Consider the following 25,241-nt stretch of genomic DNA (forward strand, 5'->3'; position numbering starts at 1 on the left):
GCTAATGCCCCTTAGGGCAGCACCCGATCAGTTCTTGTAAATCTGATCGAAGGTGCCGCCGTCGGCAAAGTGTTCCTTCTGCGCCCTGGTCCAACCACCGAAAACGTCGTCGATCGTGAAGAGTTCGACCTTGGCAAAGGCATTTTCGTACTTCCTGGCCATCTCGGCATCGCGCGGACGGTAGAAGTTGCGCGCGGCGATCTCCTGACCTTCCTTCGTGTACCAATATTGCAGATAGGCATCGGCGGCGCTGCGCGTGCCCTTCTTGTCGGCGACCTTGTCGACCAGGGCCACCGGCGGCTCGGCCAGGATTGACTGCGGCGGCGCCACGATCTCGAACTTCTGCGCGCCAAACTCCTTCAGGGCGAGAAACGCCTCGTTCTCCCAGGCCAGCAGCACGTCGCCGACACCGCGTTCGACGAAGGTCACGGTGGCCCCGCGCGCGCCGGTGTCGAGCACCGGGACCTGCTGATACAGCTTGCCGATGAACTCCTTGGCCTTGTCGGCGGAGCCGTATTTCTTCTGCGCAAAGCCCCAGGCGGCAAGATAATTCCAGCGCGCGCCGCCCGAGGTCTTCGGGTTCGGCGTGATCACGGCGACGCCAGGCTTGACCAGGTCGTCCCAATCCTTGATGCCTTTGGGATTGCCCTTGCGCACCAGGAACACGATGGTCGAGGTGTAGGGCGAGGAATTTTGCGGCAGCCGCTTCTGCCAGTCGGCCGCAATGAGACCTTTGGCGGCGATGGCATCGACGTCATAGGCAAGTGCGAGCGTCACCACATCGGCCTGCAGTCCGTCGATCACAGCGCGCGCCTGCGAGCCGCTGCCGCCGTGCGACTGCTTGATCTCGACGCTCTTGCCGGTCTCCTTCTGATAGGCGGTCGCGAACGCCTTGTTGAACTCGACATAAAGCTCGCGCGTCGGATCGTACGACACGTTCAAAAGATTGATGTCAGCGGCGAGAGCCGAGCTTGCCCAAAGCAGTCCTGCAACGAGCGGAACGATACGGCGCATCAGGTCCATCTCCATTCACTTCGACGACGCCGATGTCGACGAAGGCATGCAGGCGAAACTCGTGGCGAAACGCTCTCAAGTCAACGGAACCGGATTTTCTTGTTCGCCAGCTCGCAGCGCGACTGTACTACGAACTCTTCATCGTGTGGATGCCGCATTCTGTCTTGGCGCGGCCACGCCAGCGACCCGCGCGCTCGTCCTCGCCTTCGGCCGTTCTGCTGGTGCAAGGCATACACCCGACCGAGCGAAAACCGGACGCCGCGAGCGGATGGCGCGGCAATTTGGCGCGGACGAAAATCGCCTCGAGTTCCTCGCGAGAGACATTCGCAAACGGGTTGAACTTCAACCGCGCGCCGTCGTCCTCGACCACAGGAATATCGGCACGCGCATTGCCCTGAAAACGCTTGCGTCCGTTGAGCCAGGCCGAGAACGGTTTCAGCGCACGCGTGAGCGGCTCGACCTTGCGGATACGGCAGCAGGCATCGGGATCGGAGAACCAGAGGTCGCGCTCGGGATCTTCGCGCGACAACGTCTCTTCCGCCGGCTTGATCGAGCGGACGTCCTTCAGACCCAGCGTAGCTACAAGCGTATCGCGATAGGCCAGAGTCTCCTCGAACAGCCAGCCGGTGTCGAGGAAGATCACGGGGATCGCCGGATCGACGTCCGCCATGACCTTCAGCAACGTCGCCGATTCCGTACCGAAGGACGACACCAGCGCGAGCTTGTCACGACCGACCGCCTTCAGCGCAGCAGCGATGACCTCGGCGGGCGAGGCATCGCGCAAGCTCCGGTCGAGCTCTGCCGCCGAAGGCAGCGGGGTAGCGGACGAGACCTGGGGCGCGATGGCGTTCACGTGCCGACACCTTCCGAATGACGCAGCTGCATGCGCCGGTGCAGCGCCGTGATGCGGCCGTCGCCGGTCGGCTGGTAGAACACCGAATAGCGTTTTGCCGTCTGCATGAAGGCTTCCGCATCGGCCTGCTTCTTGACCTCGAAGGAATCGAAGCCGGCGCGCAGCATGAACACGAACTGGTCGCGCAGGATCTGGCCGGTCGCGCGCAGCTCGCCGCGATAATTGTAACGCTCGCGCAGCAGCCGCGCCTGGCTGTAAGCGCGTCCGTCGCGGAAAGTCGGGAACACCAGCGCGACAGCGGCGACCTTGCCGAGATACGGCACGACTTCGTCGATGTCGCGGTTGTTCGGCCAGATCACGCCGACCTTGCCGGGGCGCTTGAGCAGCGCATCCGCCTCGGCAATGAAGCGCTCGGCCGGCACCAGGATGTCGCCGCCCTCGGGCAGCGGCGTGTCGACGGCAAGCTTGACGTAGCCGTCGTCGACGATTTTTCCACCGTTAACGAGTGGCATAGACGCGCTCCTTGAAGGGTTCGACGCCGAGGCGCTTCACGGTATCCATGAACAGCTCTTCGGGCCGCTCGCGCAGCGCGAGATAGGCTTCCACGACGTCTTCGATGACGTCGGCAACTTCGTCGAACTTGACACCGGGGCCGATCAGGGTGCCGAGCGCAGCGCCCTCGTCGGCGCGGCCGCCGATGGTGATCTGATAGACCTCCTCGCCGTTCTTCTCGACGCCGAGAATGCCGATATGGCCGACATGGTGGTGGCCGCAGGCATTGATGCAGCCGGAGATGTTGATGTGGAGCCGGCCGATCAGGTTGGCGAGCTCGTGGTTGGCGAAGCGCCGCGACAGCTCCTGTGCGATCGGGATCGAGCGTGCATTCGCCAGCGAACAATAGTCCAGGCCCGGGCAGGCGATGATGTCGGTGATCAGATTGACGTTGGGCGTCGCCAATCCAAGCTTATCGAGCGCCTTCCACAGCGCCGGCAGGTCGCGCTTGGCGACATGCGGCAGCGCCAGGTTCTGCTCATGGCCGACGCGGATCTCACCGAAGGAGTAGATGTCGGCGAGATCAGCCAGCGCATCCATCTGCTCGGCCGTGGCATCGCCCGGAGGCTTGCCGATCGGCTTCAGCGAGATGGTGACGATGGAATAGCCCTGCACCTTGTGCGGGGCCACCGAGTTCTTCCGCCACGCCTCGAAGTCAGGGTCGGCCGCGGCCTGGCGCAGCTCGTCGGGCATGTGCGGCAGCTTCTCGTAGGCGGGATAGGTGAAGCGCGAGCGGATGTCCTCGATCACCTCGTCGTCGATCTGGAGCGAGGAGTTGCGGATGTGCTGCCACTCCTCCTCGACCTCGCGCGAGAATTTCTCGATGCCGAGCTCGTGCACCAGGATCTTGATGCGCGCCTTGTAGATGTTGTCGCGGCGGCCGTACTGATTGTAGACGCGCAGGATCGCCTCGATGTAGCTGAGGATGTCGCGGCCATGCACGAAGTGCTTGATGGTCTTGGCGATGAACGGGGTACGGCCGAGGCCGCCGCCGACCAGCACCTCGAAGCCGGTCTCGCCCTTCTCGTTCTTGACCAGCCGCAGGCCAATGTCGTGGATCTTGATCGCGGCGCGGTCGTGGTCCGACGCGGTGATCGCGATCTTGAACTTGCGCGGCAGGAACGAGAATTCCGGATGCAGCGTGGTGTGCTGGCGGATCAGCTCCGACCAGATGCGCGGGTCCTCGATCTCGCCGGGGGCGACGCCGGCCCACTGGTCCGAGGTGACATTGCGCATGTTGTTGCCGGAGGTCTGCATCGCATGGATGCCGACCTTGGCGAGATCTTCCAGCGCGTCGGGCAGCTCGGCGAGCTTGATCCAGTTGAACTGGATATTCTGCCGCGTGGTGAAGTGACCATAGCCGCGATCGTATTTGCGCGCGACATGGGCCAGCGCCCGCAGCTGGTTGGTCGCCAGCGTGCCGTAGGGAATGGCAACGCGGAACATGTAGGCGTGCAGTTGCAGATAGACGCCGTTCTGGAGCCGCAGAAGCTTGAACTCGTCCTCCGTGAGCTCGCCCGAAAGGCGGCGCTTCACCTGGTCGCGGAACTCCGAAACGCGCTCGTTGACGAGCGTGCGGTCGATTTCGTCGTAAGCATACATAAGAGAGCGCCTTAAACCTGGGCCGGCTGTCCGATGGTCACGCCGGTGCGGCGGATCTGTTCGCGCAGATTGCCGGGTTCGACCTTGCCGTCGTCGCCGACCTGCACCGGGGCGATATAGGCACCCACGGCGCCGACGTCATCAGCCACGGATTCCGCGAGCAGCGCCTTGGCCTCGTCGGAGTTGCGCACGATGACGGCTTCCGAGAGGTCGGCGGACCAGCTCTTGGCGGCGGTGCGATACACCACGATGCCGTCCCAGGTGCGGTTGGCGGTCACCACCGAGGGGCCGGCGATCTTGATCTTCTTCTGTTCAAGCGGGGAGGTCATTCGGCTGCATCCAATAGGTCAGAGATGATTTGGGCTGAGTTTTTCTTCAGGGTTTGGCGACGAAGCGTGCCGGCATGCCGGACCACGTCGCCGATGATGAGAATGGCGGGACCGCCATCGATCCGCCGCACGAGCTCGGGCAGGTCGCGCAACGTACCGATCGCGCTCTGCGCATCGGGCCGCGTCACGCGGGCGAACACGCCGACCGGCGTCTCAGGGGAGCGGCCGGCCGCAAACAGGCCGGCGCGCACGGACGGTGCCGCGGTCATGCCCATGTAAACGACGACGGTCATCCTTGTGTCGGTCAAGGTCGACCAATCCACCGCTTCGGCATCGCGCGCCTTATGCGCTGTGAGGAAGGTGATCCGGGTTGCTTCGTGACGATAGGTGAGTGGCACCTCGAAATCGGCGGCGCCGCCGAGTCCTGCGGTGATGCCTGGAATGACCGAATACGCGATCTCGGCCGCGCGCAGCGCTTCGACCTCTTCGCCGCCGCGGCCGAACACGAAGGGATCGCCGCCCTTCAGCCGCACCACGCGCTGGCCCGATCGCGCGGCCTCGATCATGCGTTTGTTGATGGCGTCCTGGCCGATGCCGGGCTTGCCGACACGACGGCCGACCGCAACGCGCGTGGTATCGCGGCGGATGCGGTCGAGAATCTCGGGCGAGACCAGCTCGTCGTGGAAGACGATGTCGGCGTCCTGCAAGGCGCGCAACGCCTTGATGGTGAGAAGGTCGGGATCGCCGGGGCCGGCACCGACCAGCGCGACCGAGCCTTCCGGCTTGTCGGCGCGCGCGAACGCGGAGGGATCGGAGATCGCCTTGAGCGATGCATCCGCTTCGGCCTTGCGGCCGGCGAGCACGGCGGTGCCGATCGGGCCGTCGATGACGCGCTCCCAGAAGCGGCGGCGCAGTGGAAACTCGGCGATGCGCTCGTTGACGGATTTGCGGAAGCTGCCGATGAACTCGGCGAGGTCGCCGATGCGCGCCGGCAGCAGCGCCTCGATCTTCTCGCGCACGCGCCGCGCCACCACCGGCGATGTGCCACCCGTGCCGACCGCGACCACGACATCGCCGCGGTCGACGATGGCCGGGAAGATGAAGCTGGAATGTTCGAGATCGTCCATGACGTTGACGGGCAGACCGAGCGACTTCGCCCGCGCCGACATGGCGATGCCGACGTCGCCCGCTCCCGCGCAGACGACGGCAATGACGCCAGAGAGATCAGCGGTCAGCGGATCATCCGTCGCGATCTCGACACGCGCGGCGTCCTCGGCGCTGAGGCCCAGTTCATGATCGCGGTCGATCGCATGCACGCGAACGCGCGCTCCGGCAGCCGCGAGCACGCGCAATTTTGCGCGCAGCAGCTCGCCCGCGCCGATGAGGACCACCGGACCGGTCTTGAGATCGAGAAACACCGGCAGGAACCGCATGCGATACTCGCTTCCCCCAATTCAGGGTTGACTGGAATTATTTTCTATATATGTGTCGTTTCGAGCGCGCAAAGAGAAAATTTTTTCTTCTCTTCCGCACTGCAACTATAGAATTTTCGCCTCCAAACGCAAAGTGGCAGAGATGCATCTTCTCAAGGACGATTCCGCAGATGTCGGAGTGAGCAGCCCGGCCCCCATCGGACGCTCGGGCTCGCAAGAATTTTCTGCCGACGTTGCGCCCAGCATGGACCATCTCGACCAGCTCGAGGCGCAGAGCATCTACATCTTCCGCGAGGCCTTTGCCCGGTTGAAGAAGATTGCGCTGCTGTGGTCGCTCGGCAAGGACTCCAACGTCATGATCTGGCTGGCGCGGAAAGCGTTCTTCGGCCGCATGCCGTTTCCGGCCCTGCATGTCGACACCGGCAAGAAGTTTCCGGAGATGTATCGCTTCCGCGACCATTACGGAAAGGAATGGGATCTCGATCTGCGCGTCGAACCTTGCCCACCCATCGATGCCGTCGACCCGACGCTGCCGCCGGCCGCCCGTTCCGCTGCGCGCAAGACCGAAGGCCTGAAGATGGCGCTGGCCAAATACGGCTTTGACGGCCTGATCGCCGGTATCCGCCGCGACGAGGAAGCTACCCGCGCCAAGGAGCGCGTATTCTCGCCGCGCGGTCTTGAAGGCAATTGGGACGTGCGCGACCAGCCGCCGGAGTTCTGGGATCATTTCAACGCCTCGCCGCCGCAAGGCGCGCATTTGCGCATCCATCCGATCCTGCATTGGACCGAGGCCGATATCTGGGCCTACACCAAGCGCGAGAACATCCCGATCATCCCGCTGTATCTCGCCAAGAACGGTAAACGCTACCGCTCGTTGGGTGATCAGGACATCACCAACCCCGTGAATTCGAATGCGTCGACCATCGACGAGATCCTGATCGAGCTCGAGCAGACCAAGGTGCCGGAGCGCGCCGGCCGCGCGCTCGACCACGAGACCGAAGACGCTTTCGAGCGCCTGCGCGTCGCCGGCTATCTCTGATCCCTGAAGGACGCACGCGGCCATGAACATGCTCGTCACGCCCACCTCGCCCGCCACGCCGAACGGCACCACCCGTCCGCAGGTTCGCATCGTCATCGTCGGCCATGTCGACCATGGCAAGTCGACGCTGGTCGGCCGCCTCCTGCACGAGACCGGCAGCCTGCCCGAGGGCAAGCTCGATATGCTGAAGGCCGTCAGCGCGCGGCGCGGCATGCCGTTCGAATGGTCGTTCTTGCTCGACGCGCTGCAGACCGAGCGCGACCAGGGCATCACCATCGACACCACGCAGATCCGCTTCCGCACCAATTCGCGCGATATCGTGCTGATCGACGCGCCCGGCCACGCCGAATTCCTGCGCAACATGATCACCGGCGCCTCGCAGGCCGACGGCGCGGTGCTGATCATCGATGCGCTCGAAGGTGTGCGTGACCAGACAAGGCGACACGGCTATCTCCTGCACCTGCTCGGCGTGAAGCAGGTCGCGGTCGTCGTCAACAAGATGGACCGCGTCGACTTCAGCGCCGAGCGCTTCAAGGCGATCAGCGACGAAATCTCGGCGCATCTGAGTGGTCTTGGCGTGAAGCCGACGGCCGTGATCCCGATTTCCGCACGCGACGGCGACGGCGTCGCCGAACGTACCGACCGCATCGGCTGGTACAAGGGTCCGACCGTGGTCGAGGCGCTCGACGCCCTCGAGCCGGCCCGGCCGCTGGAAGCACTGGCACTGCGGCTGCCAGTGCAGGCGATCTACAAGTTTGATGACCGCCGCATCGTCGCCGGCCGCATCGAGTCCGGCAGCCTGGTTGCGGGCGACGAGATCGTGATCATGCCGGCCGGCAAGATCGCCAGGATCAAGACCGTCGAGAGCTGGCCGGTGACGCCAGTCGCAGGACGGCAGGGCGCGGGCCGTTCAGTCGGCATCACGCTCGACCGCGAATTGTTCATCGAGCGTGGCGACATCATCGCTCACGCCAACGCTGCCCCGCGCGAGACGCGCCGCCTGCGCGCGCGAATCTTCTGGCTGCACGACAAGCCGCTCGCCAAGGGCGACCAGCTCCTGGTGCGGTCGGGGCCGAAGGAAAGCCGCGCCACCGTCGTTGCCATCGAAAAGGCCGTCGACCCCGGCGAGCTCTCGAGCAGCGAGAACAAGGCGATCGGCCGCAACCATGTCGGCGAGATCGACATCTCGCTGTCGAACCCGATTGCCACCGATCCCTATACCGAGAATCCGCGCACCGGACGCCTCGTGATCGAGGTGTCGGGACGCATCGCCGGCGGCGGCCTGGTGCTGTCGGTCGATGCCGGCCAACGTGCCGTGCCCGTCGATATCGTGCCGGTGGAATCCGCGCTGCGGCCCGACGAGCGTTCCGCGCGTTACCATCACAACGGTGCCGTGGTGTGGCTCACCGGCCTTCCCGCCTCGGGCAAGTCGACGCTGGCAAAGGCGCTGGAACGCCGGCTGTTCAGCAATGGCGGTTCGCCGATCCTGCTCGACGGCGACACGCTGCGAGCCGGGCTCAACAGCGATCTCGGCTTCACCGCCGCCGACCGCAGCGAGAACATCCGCAGGCTTGCCGAGGTCGCGACGCATCTCGCCCGCAACGGCCATATCGCGATCGTCGCGGCCGTCTCCCCGGCCCGTGAGGACCGCGCCATCGCGCGCCGCATCGCCGACACCGCGTTCCGGGAGATTCATGTCGCGACACCGGCCGAGGTCTGCGAGGAGCGCGATCCCAAGGGCCATTACAAGAAAGCACGCGCCGGCGCGCTGGCCTCGTTCACTGGCATCGGCAACGACTACGAGAAGCCCGAGGCAGCCGAGCTCGTCATCGACACGTCGAAGCGCACGGTCGCGGAGGCCGCGGACGAGATCGAGCAGATGCTGAAGTCATCCGGCGTGCTGTTCGACGAAGTCGTGGATCTCGCCGCGAATATTTGAGGGGCCGACTTCGCGCCACGTCACTGTGTCGTCCTGGCCATGACAAGGCCGGTAGTCCGTCATCCTGAGGTGCGAGCCATGCCTGCGCGCCTCACCTCCGCTTGACATTTTGACAAACCTCCGGGGGTCTTCTCAGCGCCCCGGTTTTGGGGCTAATAGGTCCCGAAAGCTGCTCCCTATGGGCGCATTTTGCTGCTGGCGGGTCAAAGGCAGCCAAAAACAGCCATTTCCAACAAGAAAGCCCATCATGAAACGCGTCGACGCCCACGGATTGAAGATCGCCCCTGTCCTTTTCGATTTCATCGCCAAGGAAGCCGCCCCCAAAACGGGCATCGCGCCGGATGCGTTCTGGGCCGGGGTTGCCGCCATCATCAGGGAGTTGGGGCCGAAGAACCGCTCGCTGCTCGCCTTCCGTGATCAGCTCCAGGCCAAGATCGACGATTGGCACCGCGCCCACAAAGGCAAAGCCTTCGACCTCGATGCCTATACCGCCTTCCTGAAGGAGATCGGCTATCTCGTCCCCGAGCCTGCGACGCAGAAGGTCGAGACCGCCAATGTGGACGAGGAGATCGGCAAGATCTGCGGTCCGCAGCTGGTCGTGCCCCTCACCAACGCACGCTATGCGCTGAACGCCGCAAATGCGCGCTGGGGTTCGCTCTACGACGCCTTCTACGGCACGGACGCGATTCCTCATGATCCAACGGAGAGCGGCAAGGGTTACAACAAGGCGCGCGGCGACAAGGTGATCGCCAAGGCCAAGGCGTTTCTCGATACCGCCGTACCGCTCGCGACCGGCAGCCACACCGACGTCACCGCCTACAGCGTCGTCGCGGGCCAGCTCGCGGTGAAGCTGAAGAGCGGCAACGCCACCGCGCTGAAGAACGCCGCGCAATTCGCCGGCTTCCAGGGCGATGCGGCCGCACCATCAGCGGTGCTGCTGGTCAACAACGGCCTGCATGTCGAGGTGATGATCAACCGCAACAGCACGATCGGCAAGGACGATCCGGCCGGCGTCGCCGACATGATCATGGAAGCGGCGGTCTCGACCATTCTCGACATGGAAGACTCGGTTGCCGCCGTCGACGCCGAGGACAAGGTGCTGGTCTATCGCAACACGCTCGGCCTGATGAACGGCACGCTGTCGGCCGACTTCGAGAAGGGCGGCAAGACGCTGACGCGTTCGCTCAATGCCGACCGTTCCTACAAGACGCCGGACGGAAAGGGCGAAGTGAAGCTGCACGGCCGCAGCCTGCTGTTGATGCGCAATTGCGGTCACCACATGTTCACCGACGCGGTGCTCGACGAGAAGGGCGAGGAAGTCCCGGAAGGCTTGCTAGATGCCGCCGTCTCCGGCCTGCTCGCCATTCACGACCTCAAGGGCAATTCCAAGGTCAAGAACAGCCGCACGGGATCTGCCTATATCGTCAAGCCGAAGATGCACGGCCCGGACGAGGTCTCGTTCACCTGCGAGATCTTCGACCGGGTCGAGAAGATGCTGGGGTTGCCCGAGAACACGCTCAAGGTCGGCATCATGGACGAGGAGCGGCGCACCACCGTCAACCTCAAGGCCTGCATCCAGCGCGCCTCCAAGCGCATCATGTTCATCAACACCGGCTTCCTCGACCGCACCGGCGACGAGATTCACACCTCGATGGAAGCGGGTCCCATGATCCGCAAGAACGAGATGAAGGCGCAGGCCTGGATCAAGGCCTATGAGGACTGGAACGTCGACATGGGTCTGATCGACGGCCTGCCCGGCCACGCCCAGATCGGCAAGGGCATGTGGGCCGCGCCGGACAAAATGGCGGACATGCTGGCGCAGAAGCTGGCCCATCCGCAGGCCGGCGCCACCACCGCCTGGGTGCCCTCGCCGACCGCGGCCACGTTGCATGCCCTGCACTACCACCAGATCAACGTCATCGCGCGCCAGCAGGAACTGGCCAAGGGCGGGCCGCGCGCAAAGCTCTCCGACATCCTCACCATTCCCGTGTCGAAATCGAACTGGGCCCCTGATGACGTCAAGCAGGAGATCGACAACAACTGCCAGGGCATTCTCGGCTATGTCGTGCGCTGGATCGACCAGGGCGTCGGCTGCTCCAAGGTGCCAGACATCCACGATGTCGGACTGATGGAAGATCGCGCCACGTTGCGCATCTCCAGCCAGCATCTCGCCAACTGGCTGCACCAGGGCGTGATCACGGAAGCGCAGGTGATGGAATCGCTCAAGCGCATGGCCGTCGTCGTCGACAAGCAGAACGCGGGCGACCCGATCTACAAGCCGATGGCACCCGCCTTCGACGGCGTCGCCTTCAAGGCCGCCTGCGATCTCATCTTCAAGGGTCGCGAGCAGCCGAACGGCTACACGGAATACATTCTCACCGCCCGCCGCCGCGAGGCCAAGGCAGCGGGCTGAAACCCCGTTGTTCGAACATCAAAAGCCCCGGCTTCCGCCGGGGCTTTTTTGTTGGGATCAGAAAGCCTGCTAAAATACCGCGAGATATTTCAGCAGCGACACGATGCCGATGATGATGACGATGACGCGCGCGATCTGCTTGGCGCGACCATCCATCGGCAGCATATTGATGAGATAGAGTACGAGAATGACGACGAGAAAGGTGACGAGTACGCCGACCAGCATCGCAGAGCCCCCTTCAGGCAATTGCTAATGAGGTCCTAACGCTCGTCTCGCGCATCGGTTCCACCGAGGCAACCCATTGCAACTTCTTGGAAATATGTCGACTTCGCCGTGCGGCATGGAGCCCCTTACTCCTTCGCCACCACGGGCACCTGTCGGAATTTGGCGCGCATCTTGTCAGGCAAAGGCGAGAAGTTCATCGCGACGCCGCGGCGATCGTTGGCGTTGCGATTGGCGACGACGAGGCCATCTGCGCCCGCAACGATGTCGCCCTTGCGCAGGGTCGGATCGTCGTCGATCCTGACCTGCGCGAGCCCGACCGGATCCTTCCCGTTGCAGGTACAGCCTGCGACGATCTCCTTGCGATAGCGGAAGGCGTTGGGCAGGTCGGAATAGGATTTTCCCTTGTCGGTGGTGGCGTCGTCGATATCGTTGCCATAGACCAGAGACGTCTCTGACGCCGGACAAAAGCTCTTGCAGGATTGCGCCTTGCTCTCGGCATCATTGCCTTGCGCCGGGAAGTAGCGCCCGTCACAGCCACGTACGCAATAGGCCGTGCCGCCACCATAAGACGCGCGCTGGCGCGGCGCATCGTAGCGCGGCCCGTCGTCGTTCGGGAACGGCACCCTGATCTCCGGCGGCGGCCGCATGCGGAAGCCACCGAACAGCGCTGAGAAGAAATCCTCCGCACGTGCCGAAGGCGCCAGCGCGAGGCCAATGGAGGCGATCGCGACGAATGCGGCCGCTCCGCAAGCCGGCCTGCTGATCGAACGTCTCATCACGTGACCTCACTTAGGCTCTTCAGTCCACCGACGACGCCGGAACGTTCAACGCCTGACGTCCCGAGGGCAGCGTCGTGACCGCCGGCCGCTTGCGCACGCCGTCGCCGCCGCGCGCCATCAGCGGCGCGTTCTTCGGCAGCACCACGACCTTGGTGCCGACGCTGACGCGGCTGAACAGGTCGGTCACGTCTTCATTCGTGAGGCGGATGCAGCCGGAGGAGACGAACTTGCCGATGGTAGTGGGATCGTTGGTGCCGTGGATGCGGTATTCGCTGGAGCCGAGATACATCGCACGCGCACCCAGCGGATTTCCGGGCCCTCCGGCGACGAAGCGCGGCAGATAGGGCTGGCGCGCGATCATCTCTGCCGGCGGATGCCAATCCGGCCATTCCGCCTTGCGGCTGATGCTCTGCACGCCCGACCAGGTAAATCCCTCACGGCCGACGCCGACGCCGTAGCGGATGGCGCGCCCGTTCCCGAGCACATAATAGAGATAAGTGTTCGCGGTATCGATGACGATGGTGCCGGCCGCCTCGTTGCGGTCGAAGCTCACGATCTGCCGGCGGAGGCGATCCGGCAGCGCCGCATCCTCGTCGGCGGCCTGCGGCGCTTCGCTGCTGTAACCCTGCGAGTAGGCCGGGTCCTGCCGATACGCCTGCGGCTGCATCGGTGCATAGCCCGGCGTTTGTGCCTGAGCCGCGAAGGGCAAGGACAATAACGCTGTCGCGAATGCACCAGTCGTGACGACGCGCGGCGAGAAGCTGCGACGGATTACGGAGAACGTTGTCATGTGCTGCCCCGTTGGATGTGTGCATCTGGGTGATGCTGCTGTCGCCTCAACGCGGCAGTGACGACTCAAGTTCCGGTGACGGCTGAGGCCGCCGCGTCACAGTCAAGCGATCATCACTTCACGAAGCCGAGATGGAACCGCGGCGGCGCTCGCGCGTTTCCCTCGCGCGTTTCCTTGGCATTAACGGGCGCACGGAGACTTCCGCGCGGGGAGATATATCGTGCGCGTTCTTCCCAGTGAACGACTGATTTCCGGCCCCGACGAAGGTACCCCGCTTCCTGACAGTCATGCCGAACTGCCCCCGGTGATCCGGCGCACCGAGTTCGTGGCCTTTGCTCTTGCCGGCCTGCTCCTGATCGCCGTCGTCGCCGTGCTCTACGTCGCCAAGGCGTTCTTCCTCCCTGTCGTCATGGCTATCGTCGCCGGCACCATGCTGTCGCCGGCCGCGACCTTTCTGGAAAAGTGTCGGGTGCCGCGGGCCGTCGGGGCCGTGCTCATCGTGGCCGCTGTCAGTGCGATCGTCGCCTTCATCTTCGCACTCATTGCGTCGCCGGTGATGGATTGGAGCTCACGCCTGCCGCAGCTTGCGGGCCAGCTCAAGGACAAGATGCACGTTTTCGACCGTCCTCTGGCGCTGTGGCAGGAGCTCCAAAGCATGGTCGGCGGCTCCGACGGGCTGCCGAACTTCCAGCTCCCCAAGTTCGACTGGGTGCAGCCGACGCTGGAATTCCTGTCGCCGACCTTTGCAGAGTTCCTGTTGTTCTTCGCCACCCTGATCCTGTTCATCGCGAGTTGGCGCGACCTGCGGCGCGCGCTGATCATGACGTTCGCCGAGCGCGATGCGCGGCTGCGCACGCTGCGAATCCTGAACGAGATCGAGGTCCATCTCGGCAACTACCTGCTGACGGTGACCGTCATCAATATCGGCGTGGGCATTGCAGCCGGTGTCGTTTGCGCAATTACGGGCATGCCCAATCCTGCCGGCCTCGGCGCCCTCGCCGCAACGCTCAACTTCATCCCCATCATCGGGCCGGTCGCGATGTTCCTCATATTGGCCCTCGTCGGCGTTTTGACGTTCCCGACCATCGGCGGCGGGCTCGCCGCGGCGATCGCCTTCGGCGGCATCACCTTCCTGGAAGGGCACTTCGTCACGCCCACCATCATCGGCCGCAGGCTGGCGCTGAATGCGCTTGCCGTGTTCGTCGCGCTGGCCTTCTGGACCTGGCTATGGGGGCCGATGGGCGCCTTCCTGTCGTCTCCGCTGTTGATCGTAGGGTTGATCCTGAAGGAGCATTTGTTGCCGGAGAATTCGCCCCAGCTCCCGCAGGAGTGACGGCCGACGCGAACGGAACTTACCCGAAGACGAAACGTTTTCCGGGTATCTCCGCCGCCGACTGTTTGGGAGCCCCTTGATGTCAATGACAAATGGCGAAACCGGCATGAGAGACCGGATCGACAAAGCCACCACAGAACGCCTCGAGAAGGATGTAGCAGCCGTGAAAAGCGATATCGCCGCCCTTACCGACCAGATCACCGACGCGCTCAACACATTCGCCAACGCCACGGGCAAGCAGGCCCGGCGTGGTTACAAGCAGGCGCGCGACAACATGGATTCGACGCTCGACGACTTCTCGGAGCGCAGCAGCGCGATGATGGACGCGGCCCACAACGCTTACGGCTCGATCGAGGAGACGCTGGAAGATGCGATCACGCAGCGGCCGCTCGCGACCGTCGGTGTCGCGCTCGGCATCGGCTTCCTGATCGGCATCGCCTGGCGCCGCTAGAGCGCGCGATGGACTATAGGGGCACGACGGCCCGCGCCGCCGTGGCCGGCTGGTGACGAATTGGCTTGTGGGGAGCGGAGGAGCAAGACCGTGTTTCAGCGCATCATCGACGGCATCAGCGCATCGACGGGCACGACCGTGCGACTGACCTCGCTGGCGGCGGGTGCAGCGTTCGCACTGTTCATCACCACCTGTTTCCTGTGCGCGGCGGCCTTTATCTCGGTGCTTGAAAAATACGGTCCCGTGCCGGCCTGCCTTGCGGGCGCAGGCATTTTCTTTCTGCTGACACTTGCCGCAGCGGGCAGCTATTGGGGCTACAAGCGGGAGATTCGCACACGCGCGCGTCTCGCCGCCGAGCACGCCGCGAAGGCGGCCCCCAGCATGCTCGCCGATCCCATGCTGCTCGCCACAGGTCTGCAGATCGTCCGCGCCATCGGCGTCAAGCGCCTGTTGCCGATCCTGGCAATCGGCGGCGTTGCGCTCGGAATCATGGCAAGCCGCAGCGTCGGTGCGGATGAGACTTCGGCCGAGCCGGCTGAGTAAGGGTAAGACCTCATTAAGAAGGTTGCGCTGCCAGCCCGATGCGCTGGCGGCCGGAAATTCGACGGCCCGCCTCCCCGCAATTTTTCATCAGGCGTGGTAATTCCGTCCTGCCTTCACGCAATCGCTACTCGGATAGGCGGGCGGTTGCCGCTAAAAGCATCGCCCCTGATTCCAGAAGTCATTTTCCACAATGAAACCGTCCGTCAAGGCGAACCTTGCCGCATTTCAACACGACGCCAGGCTCTATTTGACGCTGGGCATTGCCAACTGGTCGATCTTCGTCGACCACATCCCGAACAACGTCGTCAACTTGCTGACGCTGCGCAATTTCGGCTTCAGCGGCGCTGCCGACCTGTTCGTGTTCGTGGTGGGTTATGGGGTTGCGATCATCTACGGCAGGATGGCGCTGGAGCGCGGCTATATCGTCGCCGCGACCCGCATCTTTCGGCGCGTCTGGCGGCTCTATGCCGCCTATGTCGTGCTATTCGTGATCTATATCGACACCATCGCCTATGTCGCCTCGCAATCGGGGGCGCCTGATATCATCGAGGAATACAATATCTCGGGAATTCTCGAGCACCCGCTGCGCATCCTGGTCCGGGGACTGGTGCTCCAGGAAGAGCCGCTCAATCTCGACCTCCTGCAGCTGATGATTCCGTTGATGGCGTTCTTCCCGTTCGCCTTGTGGGGTCTGCTGCGACGTCCGAACCTGACATTGGCCGCGTCGGTCGCGCTGTATCTCGCGGCGCGCCGGTTCGGCTGGAATTTTCACGCTTATCCCGACCAGGAATGGACGTTCAATCCGTTCTGCTGGCAGATGCTGATGGTGCTGGGCGGCTGGTTCGCGGTCACCGGCGTCTCGGGCCGAGGCTTGCGCAACCTGTCCTGGCTGCGCGCACTCGCGGGTGCTTATCTGCTGTCAGCGATGGCCATCACCTTGATGCGCCATTCGCCGGCGCTGTCCGCCTATCTGCCCGACGTCTTGCTCAACGGCATCTCACCGGCCGACAAAGAAAATCTTGCGCCCTATCGCGTGCTCCATTTCCTCGCGCTCGCCTTTGTCGCAACTCATCTCATTCCAGCCGACCATCCAGGCCTGCAATTGAAGCCGCTCCAGATGGTCGTCAAATGCGGCGAGGAATGGCTGGCAGTGTTCTGCGTCGCCGTATTCCTGTCCTTCGCCGGACATCTCATTCTCATCACCGGCGCCAATCTGGTCGCTATGCAGATCGGCGTGAGCCTCGTCGGCTTCGCAGCGATGACGGCGGTAGCCTATTATATCTCCTGGTCGAAGCGGCAGGACGAGCCGGCGGCCCTGCGTCAGCGGGCCTAGCCGGGGCGATGAGGCGATTTCGCTAGGCCGGAGCCCGCAGCTACGCTATGCGGAACGAGGCGGCCATCTGGGAATTTGGCCTCCGCACAAGGAGAGACAGGCTTGGTCATGGCGAAAGGCACGAGCGATGCGACCGAGGGTGCCCCCCGGCGCGGCCGGCCGCGTTCGATCGAGACCAGCAACGCTATTCTCGAAAGTGCCTACGCGCTGATGGCGACGACCGGCCTTGTCGCCACCACGATCGATGCGATCGCGCGCCATTCCAACGTCTCCAAGATGACGATCTACAAATGGTGGACGTCGCGCGAGGCGCTGCTGATCGACGCCTTTCTCCACCACGCGGCCCAAATGCTGCCGCTGCCCCCCGTGAGCGCGGGCACGCCCGCGGCACGCACGCGCCGCCATGCCGCGGCGTATGCCGAAGCCTTGCAAGGCGAGTTCGGCAAGGTGCAGCTTGCCGTCATCTCCGAATGCATCTCGAAGACCGGCTCAGCGGAGCTGTTCTATGCCCGCTACCTGCAATTCCGCCGCGACGCACTGGTGGAGATGATCGCCGCCGGCCAGAAGGATGGCAGCATCCTCGCCGAAGGACTGCCGGAAGATCTGTATGACGCCGTCTATGGCAGCCTGTTTTATCGCTACGTCTTCGGTATCGCGCCGATCACGCCGGCTTACGCGCGCAATCTGGTCGATCTGGTCCTGCGACCGAAGGCCTAGACTGCGTTCTGAATGCACCGAAACCTCCCGTCCGGTCCCATAGGAACAGTCTCATAATGATCAAACGCATCTTGCCCTACGAAGGCCTGCTCCACGAAGTGGTCGAGCATGCAGGTGTGCTTTATATCGGTGGAATTGTCCCCGAGGACACGAGCCTCGATATGGCTGGCCAGGCAAACGATGTGCTTGGCCAGATGTCGCGTCTGCTGGAGACTCTCGGATCCGACATGTCCAACGTTTTGCAGGTGACCATCTTCATGGCCGACCTGAGCGAGAAGGCTGCGTTCAATGCGGCCTGGAAGGTGCACTTCGCCGAAGCTCACCTGCCAGCGCGTGCCGCCGTCGGCGTGGCCGATCTCGGCCCAAACGTCAAACTCGAGATGATCGCAACGGCGGCTCGGCCCACCTCGAACTGAGGCTCCGGCACGGGGATCTATTTCGCAGGCCGCACCGGCGCCGAGATCTTGTCCGTACGGTCGCGCTCGGACATGTCCACGACCGTCTCCATCGGCGCGGTCAGCTCGTAGACATAAGACGCATCGGTGAAGTAGCGCTTGGCGGTGCCGCCAAGTGCTTCAGGCGCCACCCGGTCGAGCAAGATCAGGCCGAAATCCGAATCCGGTCGGCGCGTCGACTCGCTGGTGTTGAACTCCTCCCAGCGGAAGTGGAAGACCTCGTCACTTGCTTCGCCCGTCACCGTCCAGTTCGCGGTGATGTGCGGATGCTTGCCGACCAGCGAGAGGCCTTCGTCCGAATGCGAGGCGAGCTCGAAGAACAGCAGCGACAGGCTCTGGGCAGCGCGCGCGCTGACGGCAATGTCCGGGCCGCTAACGGCGATGCGATCGGCGTGCGGAATGGCGCGCGCCTCGAACAGGCCCTTCAGCTTGACGCCCTGCCACTGGCTCTCGCTCAGCAATGACACCACGTTGGACATGGCGTGAATGCGACCGATGAGCAATTCGCGCGCGATGTCGATGTCCGAGCCGTGGCGTAGCGTGCGCGTCACGATCGACTGGATCACCGCGAGGATATTCTTGACCCGGTGGTTGAGCTCGTCGATCACGGCCGTCAGGCGCCGCTCGAAGCCGATCCGCACCTGGATCTCGCGGCTGAGCCGCAAATTGTTGTAGGCGACGTAGCCGAACAGGCCGCACACCATCGCAGTGATCGCGAAACCGATCGCCGCCACGATGATCGCGGTCTGCTCGGCGCGGCGGGCCGAATTGCTCTTGGCATAGTAGCCGAGCTGCCAATCGCGGCCGCCGAAGCTGATGGTGCGAGTCGCCGACGGTGCCGGCCCGTCCGGCGACGTCAAGCGGGTGGAGACGACACCCTGATCGTTGGCAACGAGTTCACTGCCCTCCTTGCGCGGATCCTTCAGCGCAACCGAAAACAACGACAGATCATCGTTGGTCAGCATCAGCGAGGCCAGCTCATAAGAAAACGTGACGAAGCCGGCGGGCTCGGTCGCACCTTCGGGAATGACGGGGGCCGCTACGATGACGCCGATCGGCCCGTTGTCGCGCAGCAGCGGCACGGGGTCGGAGGCGATCGACCGCTTCTCGACCCTCGCGCGCCTCAGCATCGCGTTGCGAACCGGGTCGGTATCGTAGCTACGGCCGGGCAGCGCCTTGGTCTCGTCGCTGCGTGGCTCGAGGTCCATCAGCACGTCGATGGGCTGGGTCAGGCTTGCCGCGTTGATTGGCTTTTCGTCATAATCGCGTATCTGCGGCTTCGGAAAGCCGGCGGCCGCCAGCGCGGTCTGTGCCGCAGCGAGCTCGCTCGGCTGCAGCCGGGCGACCCAGCCGGCCACCACGAAATCGGTCTTGAAGGCGTAGATCGCCGAGCGCAGCGGCTCCAGCATGTTGGGCTTCAGCACCGAGGGCGCGCGGAACAGGCCTGAGGCGACACGCGCCAGCAGCTCGCGCTCGGTCGACCTGTCTTGGACCAGGCTCGCATGAACGTCGATCGCGCGCGCCAGCGCGATCCGGTCCAGCGCCAGCTCCTGGTCGTGAACGCGATAGGCGGCCAGCCCGGAGAGCAGGGCTCCGAGCAGAGCGATGAAGCCAATGATGAAACCCAGCCGGACCACGGGACTACTCAGCCGAAACCGGGAGGTCGGCAATTAACACGGAGCATATCAACGCCGCTCGAACGGCCATGTGCCGAAACAGGGGGGAGCCCAGTGGTCGAGATAATGACGGAGGAGGCATCTGTACGCAACTTGGGTCGCCCAAAAAGCTTAATTCCGCCCCCCGATCGTCTCGTCAATAACGGCTTTGCTCCGGGCACCGGAGGTAGACAATCGCCGTGTCCGAAATTTGTTCCGTCTGGCCCGCTTTGCCTCAGACGTTAACGACGGAAAATGCCCGCGCCATGTCGCCGCGGCCCGTCAGCCCGCCCGTTTCAATCCACCTTTGGTCTCGATGAAACCGACGATGCGGTCGAGCCCTTCGCTCTTCTTCAGGTTGGTCATGACAAAGGGACGCTCGCCGCGCATGCGCTTGGCGTCGGTGTTCATCTTCTCGAGGGACGCCCCGACATGGGGCGCGAGATCGATCTTGTTGATGACCAGGAGGTCTGAGCGGGTGATGCCGGGACCGCCCTTGGACGGAATCTTGTCGCCGGCGGCCACGTCGATGACATAGATGGTGAGGTCGGCGAGCTCCGGGGAAAAAGTGGCAGCGAGATTGTCACCTCCGGATTCGATCAGCACGAGGTCAAGCCCGGGGAATTTGGCGCGCATGTCGGCCACCGCAGCCAGATTCATCGAAGCGTCCTCGCGGATCGCGGTGTGCGGGCAGCCGCCGGTCTCCACACCGGCAATGCGGTCCGGCGTCAGCGACCCCGATCGCACAAGGAACTCGGCATCCCATTTGGTGTAGATGTCGTTGGTGATGGCGGCGATGTCGTAGCGCTCGCGCATGGTCTTGCAGAGCAGGTCCATCAACGCCGTCTTGCCCGATCCGACGGGGCCGCCAACGCCGACGCGCAGAGGGCCGTGAGAAGTTGTCATGTAATTGCTCTCTCTCTTAATGTCGTCCCGTGCCTCACGAGCGAAACAGCCGCGTATATTGCGTTTCGTGCCGCAGGCTGGCGAGGTCGGCGCGAAAGGTGGCGCTGCCGAGGTCGTCCAGCGTCGCATTCAGCGCACGATTGGCGGTCGCGGCAACAGCAGCTTCCAGTTTCACCAGCGCGCGCTGGCTGTCGGTCTGGCCGAGCGGAACAAGGCGGCTCGCTGCCGAAATCCAGTTCGAGACCAGCGCATGCAGGAAGGCGTGCAGCGTCGGCGCCAGCGGCACGCCGTGCAACGCGGCGACGACGCCGACGGCAACGGGATAGACCAATGGCGCGCGGCATGCCGCGACCATGGCATCCAGACCCTCGGCATCCCACGCCGCGCGGCTGATGTCGATGAAGGCGCGGCCCTGCGAGGTCGTCTCCAGCTGCCGCTCGCGCGACGGCACGAAGGCGGCGGCGAGCTCCGCGACATCGTTCAAGGACACATCCCCGCCAGCCTTTGCGGCCCGGTAAGCGTGGACCAGGAACGTCGCGTCGCAAAAGCCCGAGCCGTCACCGAGCATGGCATCGAGCCAGTCGGCGAGTGTCGCGATGTCGGTGACATCTCCGGCTTCGACCGCCCATTCGATACCGCTGGAATAGGAGAAGCCACCGACGGGAAAGGCCGGCGAGAGCCACGTCATCAGCCGATACAGCGCCGCCGCCTCGCGCTCGGCGAGCCCGCGCGCGGCAGTCTCATTTGTGGTCATGAGCATGCTTGTGGCCGTGGTGATGGTCGGGATGGTCGCAATGCTCGTCGTGATGGTGGTGATCGTGGCCATGGTCATGCGCGGCATGATCATGGTGATGGTGGCCATGATCGTGATGACCATGATGATGATGGGCATGGTCGTGACGCGCATGATCATCGTGCGCATGGCCAGCATCGGCATAGGCGCCGCCTTCGGGATCGAACGGCGCCTCGATCTCGACCACACGCGCGCCGAGCCCCTTCACCATCGCCTCGATGACGTGGTCGCGGCGAATGCGCAAGGCTTTTGCCATGAGCTGCGTCGGCAAATGGCGGTTACCGAGATGCCAGGCAACGCGCATGAGATGGTGCGGATCACGACCGCGAATCTCCAGCAGCGGTTCGGGCGCGGCAACGACCTCGACCAGCCTTCCGTCCTCCAGCACCAGCGCATCGCCGCCGCGCAGCGCAACGGCGTTTTCCAGGTCGAGCAGGAACTCGAGGCCCCGCGTCCCCGTCATCGCCATGCGGCGGCGGTGCCGATCGTCGAAATCGAGCACGACCGTATCCGCCGGCGTTTCCGTGAAACGATGCTGTCCCCTAACCTGCGTCGCCCGGATCATGCGCTGTTACCTCGTCTCGACCTTCTCAGGCGTGATGATCTCGATCTTCGGCGGAGCGGTAAAGCACTTCACCGCAACGCGGCCGAAGGTCTTCATATGCTCCTGGGCGCGATGCGGCACCAGCGCCTCGGCATTCTCCCACTGCTCGACGAACACCATCTTGGTGGGATCGGTGACGCTCTCGTGCAGATCATAGGCGATATTGCCAGGTTCTTTCCGCGTCTCCTTGATGCAGGCGATGGCGGCGGCAATGAATTCGGCGCGGGTTTCGGGCTTGATGGTCAAGGCGGCAACAACGTAGATCACGAGAAATCCTCCCGGCTTTTCTTCTGAACGGTTCGATACCGGGCGGGACATTAGACCAGGCGGGATCGAACGCAAAACCGGAAACGCAATCCCCGGATACCAGCCGGGGACATGCGTCGAACCGCTATTTCAGTACATGAAATATCGCTGCGCCATCGGCAGGACCTCGGCGGGCGGACAGGTCAGCAACTCGCCGTCGGCGCGCACCTCATAGGTCTCCGGATCGACCTCGATGTCCGGCGTGGCGTCGTTGTGGACCATGCTCTTCTTCGAGATCTTGCTGCGGGTGTTCTGGACCGCATAGAGCTTCTTCTCGATGCCGAGCTTTCGTGCCAGCCCGCCGGCCACCGCGGCCTTCGAGCTAAACACCACGGAGGATGCCGTGCGCGCCTTGCCGAAGGCGCCGAACATCGGCTGATAGTGCACCGGCTGCGGCGTCGGGATGGAGGCATTTGGATCACCCATGGGCGCAGCGACGATGGTCCCGCCCTTGACGATACAATCCGGCTTGACGCCGAAGAAGGCCGGCGACCACAGCACGAGATCGGCGAGCTTGCCCTTCTCGACCGAGCCGATCAGCTTCGATACGCCATGCGCGATCGCCGGATTGATCGTGTACTTGGCGATGTAGCGCTTCACGCGGAAATTGTCATTGTTCTTGCCCTTGTCCTGCGGCAGCGCCCCACGCTGCTTCTTCATCTTGTCGGCGGTCTGCCAGGTGCGGATGATGACCTCGCCGAGCCGGCCCATGGCCTGCGAATCCGACGACATCATCGAGAGCGCGCCGAGATCGTGCAGGATGTCCTCAGCCGCGATGGTTTCCTTGCGGATGCGGCTTTCCGCGAACGCCAGGTCTTCCGCAATGGAGGGATCGAGGTGGTGGCACACCATCAGCATGTCCAGATGCTCGTCGATGGTGTTGCGCGTGAAGGGGCGCGTCGGGTTGGTCGAGGACGGCAGCACGTTCTTGAGGCCAGCGACCTTGATGATATCAGGGGCATGGCCGCCGCCGGCGCCCTCGGTATGGAAAGCGTGAATGGTGCGGCCCTTGAAGGCCTTGATGGTGTCCTCGACGAACCCGGATTCGTTCAGCGTGTCGGAGTGCAGCATGACCTGAATATCGTAGTCGTCGGCGACCGACAGGCAGTTGTCGATCGCCGCCGGCGTCGTGCCCCAATCCTCGTGCAGCTTCAGCGCGCAGGCGCCGGCCTTGACCATCTCGACCAGCGCGGCCGGGCGCGAGGCGTTGCCCTTGCCGGAAATGCCGAGATTGACCGGGAAGGCATCGAACGACTGGATCATCCGCGCGATGTGCCAGGGGCCGGGCGTGCAGGTGGTGGCGAAGGTGCCGTGCGAGGGACCGGTGCCCCCGCCGAGCATCGAGGTGACGCCAGACATCAGCGCGTGCTCGATCTGCTGCGGGCAGATGAAATGGATGTGGCTGTCGAAGCCGCCGGCGGTGAGGATCTTCCCCTCGCCCGCGATCACGTCGGTGCCGGGACCGATGACGATGGTGACGCCAGGCTGGATGTCGGGGTTGCCGGCCTTGCCTATGCCAGCGATCATGCCGTCCTTGATGGCGACGTCGGCCTTCACGATGCCCCAGTGATCGACGATCAGCGCGTTGGTGATGACGGTGTCTGCCGCGCCCTGCTTGTTGGTCACCTGCGACTGCCCCATGCCGTCTCGGATCACCTTGCCGCCGCCGAACTTCACCTCTTCGCCGTAGGTCGTAAAATCCTTCTCGACCTCGATGATGAGATCGGTGTCGGCGAGCCGCACCCTGTCGCCTGTGGTCGGGCCGAACATGTCGGCATAGACGGAACGCTTCATCTTGACGGACATCACAAGCCCCGTTTGTGTTGGAATATCGGATCGGCACTCACAGCGAGGTTCTCGCTCTCAGTACCATGTCGTCGAATGCCGTATCGAGCCATTGATTGCCGCCACGGCAGCCGGCGACGACCTGCTCGGCCCAATCGACGTAGTCGAGAAGATCGTCGCGCTCTTCGGTGGTTGGATCGGGATGAATCCGCGCTCCGATGTTGCTGACCTTGTCGGAAATCTTGATCAGCTTGGCGGCGGCGGATTTGTTCGGCGCATCGATGACCTGCCTGCGCCGCCGCTCGGCTTTCGAAAGGCTCATATCGTCGGTGCATTCGAGGACGAGAGCGGCAACGCGCTCGGAAAACTTCTCCGCGAGCTCCTCGGGTTCGGTATCGGTATCCTCGATCGAGTCATGCAACCAGCCGGCGGCAACAAGCTCGGCGTCGGCGCCGTCGGTCGCAGTCGCAAGCAGGTTCGCGACTTCAGCGAGATGGTTGATGTAGGGCTCCTTGCCGCGTCCCTTGCGCGCCATGCCATTGTGACGGCGGGCGGCAAGCTCTGCGGCTTCGGAAACAAGGCGGACGGGTGACAACATGGCAAACTCCTCCGTTTTCGCCTCAACGGTGCCGCATCGCGCTCGTTCCTGCGCCGCTCACAGCTTCCTCATCACCTCGCCGCGGAAGCCGTAGATGGTCTTCTTGCCGGCCATGGCGACCAGCTGAACTTCCCGGGTCTGGCCGGGTTCGAAGCGGACGGCGGTACCGGCGGCGATGTCGAGGCGCATGCCGCGAGCCTTCTTGCGGTCGAACTTCAGCGCCGGATTGGTTTCGAAGAAATGATAGTGCGAGCCGACCTGGATCGGGCGGTCGCCGGTGTTGGCCACCGTCAGCGTCACGGTTTTGCGACCGGCATTGAGCTCGATCTCGCCGTCCTGGATGAAGAGTTCGCCGGGGATCATTCTATCCTCCTCGTCATTCCGGGGCTCGCGCAGCGAGAACCCGGAATCTCGATACCAAAACCTCTGGATTCCGGGTTCGCCCTTCGGGCGCCCCGGAATGACGAATTCAAATTACCTGATCGGTTCGTGCACGGTGACGAGCTTGGTGCCGTCAGGAAATGTCGCCTCGACCTGGATGTCGTGAATCATCTCGGGGATGCCAGGCATCACCTGGTCGCGGGTGAGCACCTGCGCGCCTGACTGCATCAGCTCGGCGACGGTGCGGCCGTCACGCGCGCCCTCGAGGATGAAGTCGGAGATGATCGCGATCGCCTCGGGATGGTTGAGCTTGACGCCGCGATCGAGCCTACGACGCGCCACGATCGCTGCCATCGAGACCAGAAGTTTGTCCTTTTCGCGGGGAGACAGGTTCATGCGAAATCTCTTCAGTT

The 25,241-nt window shown here is 63.8% G+C and carries 27 protein-coding genes; 9 read left to right on the forward strand and 18 right to left on the reverse strand.

Translation table 11 applies throughout. The features are described from left to right. Positions 1 to 27 precede the first annotated feature (27 nt). From BM374_RS11955 to cysG, 6 genes are all read right to left on the reverse strand, one after another. Positions 28 to 1,029, reverse strand: coding sequence for a sulfate ABC transporter substrate-binding protein (locus tag BM374_RS11955; RefSeq protein WP_092292246.1), 1,002 nt, complete (start codon positions 1,027 to 1,029; stop codon positions 28 to 30). Positions 1,030 to 1,141: 112 nt separating this feature from the next. Then, positions 1,142 to 1,867, reverse strand: coding sequence for a phosphoadenylyl-sulfate reductase (locus BM374_RS11960; RefSeq protein ID WP_092292248.1), 726 nt, complete (start codon positions 1,865 to 1,867; stop codon positions 1,142 to 1,144). Then, on the reverse strand, positions 1,864 to 2,379 hold the full coding sequence (locus BM374_RS11965) for a DUF934 domain-containing protein (RefSeq protein ID WP_092292250.1): 516 nt from the start codon (positions 2,377 to 2,379) through the stop codon (positions 1,864 to 1,866). Before BM374_RS11965 ends, BM374_RS11960 begins: the two co-directional genes overlap by 4 nt. Beyond that, entirely contained in the window at positions 2,366 to 4,021 is a 1,656-nt protein-coding gene (locus tag BM374_RS11970) for a nitrite/sulfite reductase (RefSeq protein WP_092292252.1), read from the reverse strand. The genes BM374_RS11965 and BM374_RS11970 overlap by 14 nt, the downstream gene beginning before the upstream one ends. A gap of 11 nt (positions 4,022 to 4,032) precedes the next feature. Beyond that, entirely contained in the window at positions 4,033 to 4,350 is a 318-nt protein-coding gene (locus BM374_RS11975; protein WP_092292254.1) for a DUF2849 domain-containing protein, read from the reverse strand. Then, complete coding sequence (gene cysG / locus BM374_RS11980) at positions 4,347 to 5,783, reverse strand: siroheme synthase CysG (protein ID WP_092292256.1); 1,437 nt, start codon at positions 5,781 to 5,783, stop codon at positions 4,347 to 4,349. Before cysG ends, BM374_RS11975 begins: the two co-directional genes overlap by 4 nt. Positions 5,784 to 6,027: 244 nt before the next feature. On the opposite strand from cysG, the gene cysD reads away from it, so the two are divergent. The 3 genes from cysD (at position 6,028) to BM374_RS11995 (ending at position 11,174) form a co-directional block, all read left to right on the forward strand. Next, positions 6,028 to 6,822 carry a sulfate adenylyltransferase subunit CysD gene (cysD, locus tag BM374_RS11985; protein ID WP_092293395.1) on the forward strand — a complete coding sequence of 265 codons (795 nt, stop codon included), beginning with the start codon at positions 6,028 to 6,030 and terminating at the stop codon, positions 6,820 to 6,822. 22 nt (positions 6,823 to 6,844) lie between these two features. Then, on the forward strand, positions 6,845 to 8,761 hold the full coding sequence (gene cysC, locus BM374_RS11990; protein ID WP_092292258.1) for an adenylyl-sulfate kinase: 1,917 nt from the start codon (positions 6,845 to 6,847) through the stop codon (positions 8,759 to 8,761). 247 nt (positions 8,762 to 9,008) lie between these two features. Further along, entirely contained in the window at positions 9,009 to 11,174 is a 2,166-nt protein-coding gene (locus tag BM374_RS11995) for a malate synthase G (protein WP_092292260.1), read from the forward strand. Positions 11,175 to 11,243: 69 nt separating this feature from the next. On the opposite strand, the gene BM374_RS12000 is transcribed toward BM374_RS11995, so the two are convergent. The 3 genes from BM374_RS12000 to BM374_RS12010 form a co-directional block, all read right to left on the reverse strand. Beyond that, positions 11,244 to 11,399: a Thivi_2564 family membrane protein gene (locus BM374_RS12000; RefSeq protein WP_008546817.1), complete on the reverse strand. Its 156-nt coding sequence runs from the start codon at positions 11,397 to 11,399 to the stop codon at positions 11,244 to 11,246. 125 nt (positions 11,400 to 11,524) lie between these two features. Further along, entirely contained in the window at positions 11,525 to 12,178 is a 654-nt protein-coding gene (locus BM374_RS12005) for a DUF2865 domain-containing protein (RefSeq protein WP_092292262.1), read from the reverse strand. Between the two features lie 19 nt (positions 12,179 to 12,197). After that, complete coding sequence (locus tag BM374_RS12010) at positions 12,198 to 12,968, reverse strand: L,D-transpeptidase (protein WP_092292264.1); 771 nt, start codon at positions 12,966 to 12,968, stop codon at positions 12,198 to 12,200. A 220-nt stretch (positions 12,969 to 13,188) separates the two neighbouring features. Here BM374_RS12010 and BM374_RS12015 point away from each other — a divergent pair, with 220 nt between their 5' ends. The 6 genes from BM374_RS12015 to BM374_RS12040 all read left to right on the forward strand — a co-directional run bounded on the left by BM374_RS12015 (position 13,189) and on the right by BM374_RS12040 (position 17,761). Further along, complete coding sequence (locus tag BM374_RS12015; RefSeq protein ID WP_092292266.1) at positions 13,189 to 14,301, forward strand: AI-2E family transporter; 1,113 nt, start codon at positions 13,189 to 13,191, stop codon at positions 14,299 to 14,301. A gap of 79 nt (positions 14,302 to 14,380) precedes the next feature. After that, positions 14,381 to 14,752 (forward strand): ElaB/YgaM/YqjD family protein, encoded by a 372-nt coding sequence (locus BM374_RS12020; RefSeq protein ID WP_177248249.1) that lies wholly within the window; start codon positions 14,381 to 14,383, stop codon positions 14,750 to 14,752. Positions 14,753 to 14,842: 90 nt separating this feature from the next. Next, positions 14,843 to 15,295, forward strand: a complete 453-nt coding sequence (locus BM374_RS12025) for a hypothetical protein (RefSeq protein WP_092292270.1) — start codon at positions 14,843 to 14,845, stop codon at positions 15,293 to 15,295. Between the two features lie 190 nt (positions 15,296 to 15,485). After that, entirely contained in the window at positions 15,486 to 16,628 is a 1,143-nt protein-coding gene (locus tag BM374_RS12030) for an OpgC domain-containing protein (RefSeq protein ID WP_092292272.1), read from the forward strand. A gap of 108 nt (positions 16,629 to 16,736) precedes the next feature. Then, entirely contained in the window at positions 16,737 to 17,345 is a 609-nt protein-coding gene (locus BM374_RS12035) for a TetR/AcrR family transcriptional regulator (RefSeq protein WP_092292274.1), read from the forward strand. Positions 17,346 to 17,401: 56 nt separating this feature from the next. After that, on the forward strand, positions 17,402 to 17,761 hold the full coding sequence (locus tag BM374_RS12040; protein WP_092292276.1) for a RidA family protein: 360 nt from the start codon (positions 17,402 to 17,404) through the stop codon (positions 17,759 to 17,761). Between the two features lie 17 nt (positions 17,762 to 17,778). Here BM374_RS12040 and BM374_RS12045 read toward each other — a convergent pair whose 3' ends face one another. The 9 genes from BM374_RS12045 to BM374_RS12085 all read right to left on the reverse strand — a co-directional run bounded on the left by BM374_RS12045 (position 17,779) and on the right by BM374_RS12085 (position 25,224). Beyond that, positions 17,779 to 19,437 carry a CHASE domain-containing protein gene (locus BM374_RS12045; RefSeq protein WP_092292278.1) on the reverse strand — a complete coding sequence of 553 codons (1,659 nt, stop codon included), beginning with the start codon at positions 19,435 to 19,437 and terminating at the stop codon, positions 17,779 to 17,781. A gap of 300 nt (positions 19,438 to 19,737) precedes the next feature. Further along, a complete protein-coding gene (gene ureG / locus BM374_RS12050; protein ID WP_092292280.1) occupies positions 19,738 to 20,361 on the reverse strand; it encodes an urease accessory protein UreG in 624 nt (207 codons plus the stop codon). Between the two features lie 34 nt (positions 20,362 to 20,395). Beyond that, positions 20,396 to 21,121, reverse strand: a complete 726-nt coding sequence (locus BM374_RS12055; RefSeq protein WP_092292282.1) for an urease accessory protein UreF — start codon at positions 21,119 to 21,121, stop codon at positions 20,396 to 20,398. Beyond that, a complete protein-coding gene (locus tag BM374_RS12060) occupies positions 21,102 to 21,719 on the reverse strand; it encodes an urease accessory protein UreE (RefSeq protein WP_092292284.1) in 618 nt (205 codons plus the stop codon). The genes BM374_RS12055 and BM374_RS12060 overlap by 20 nt, the downstream gene beginning before the upstream one ends. A 6-nt stretch (positions 21,720 to 21,725) precedes the next feature. Then, positions 21,726 to 22,025, reverse strand: a complete 300-nt coding sequence (locus BM374_RS12065; RefSeq protein ID WP_092292286.1) for a putative quinol monooxygenase — start codon at positions 22,023 to 22,025, stop codon at positions 21,726 to 21,728. A gap of 129 nt (positions 22,026 to 22,154) precedes the next feature. After that, positions 22,155 to 23,870 (reverse strand): urease subunit alpha, encoded by a 1,716-nt coding sequence (gene ureC / locus BM374_RS12070; protein WP_092292288.1) that lies wholly within the window; start codon positions 23,868 to 23,870, stop codon positions 22,155 to 22,157. Positions 23,871 to 23,907: 37 nt separating this feature from the next. After that, positions 23,908 to 24,447, reverse strand: a complete 540-nt coding sequence (locus BM374_RS12075; protein WP_092292290.1) for an HD domain-containing protein — start codon at positions 24,445 to 24,447, stop codon at positions 23,908 to 23,910. A 57-nt stretch (positions 24,448 to 24,504) separates the two neighbouring features. Next, positions 24,505 to 24,810, reverse strand: coding sequence for an urease subunit beta (locus BM374_RS12080; protein WP_092292292.1), 306 nt, complete (start codon positions 24,808 to 24,810; stop codon positions 24,505 to 24,507). A gap of 111 nt (positions 24,811 to 24,921) precedes the next feature. Then, positions 24,922 to 25,224: an urease subunit gamma gene (locus tag BM374_RS12085; protein WP_092292294.1), complete on the reverse strand. Its 303-nt coding sequence runs from the start codon at positions 25,222 to 25,224 to the stop codon at positions 24,922 to 24,924. Positions 25,225 to 25,241: the final 17 nt, after the last annotated feature.

Source organism: Bradyrhizobium sp. Ghvi (genome assembly GCF_900115265.1).
In the GTDB taxonomy this organism is placed as follows: Bacteria; Pseudomonadota; Alphaproteobacteria; order Rhizobiales; family Xanthobacteraceae; genus Bradyrhizobium.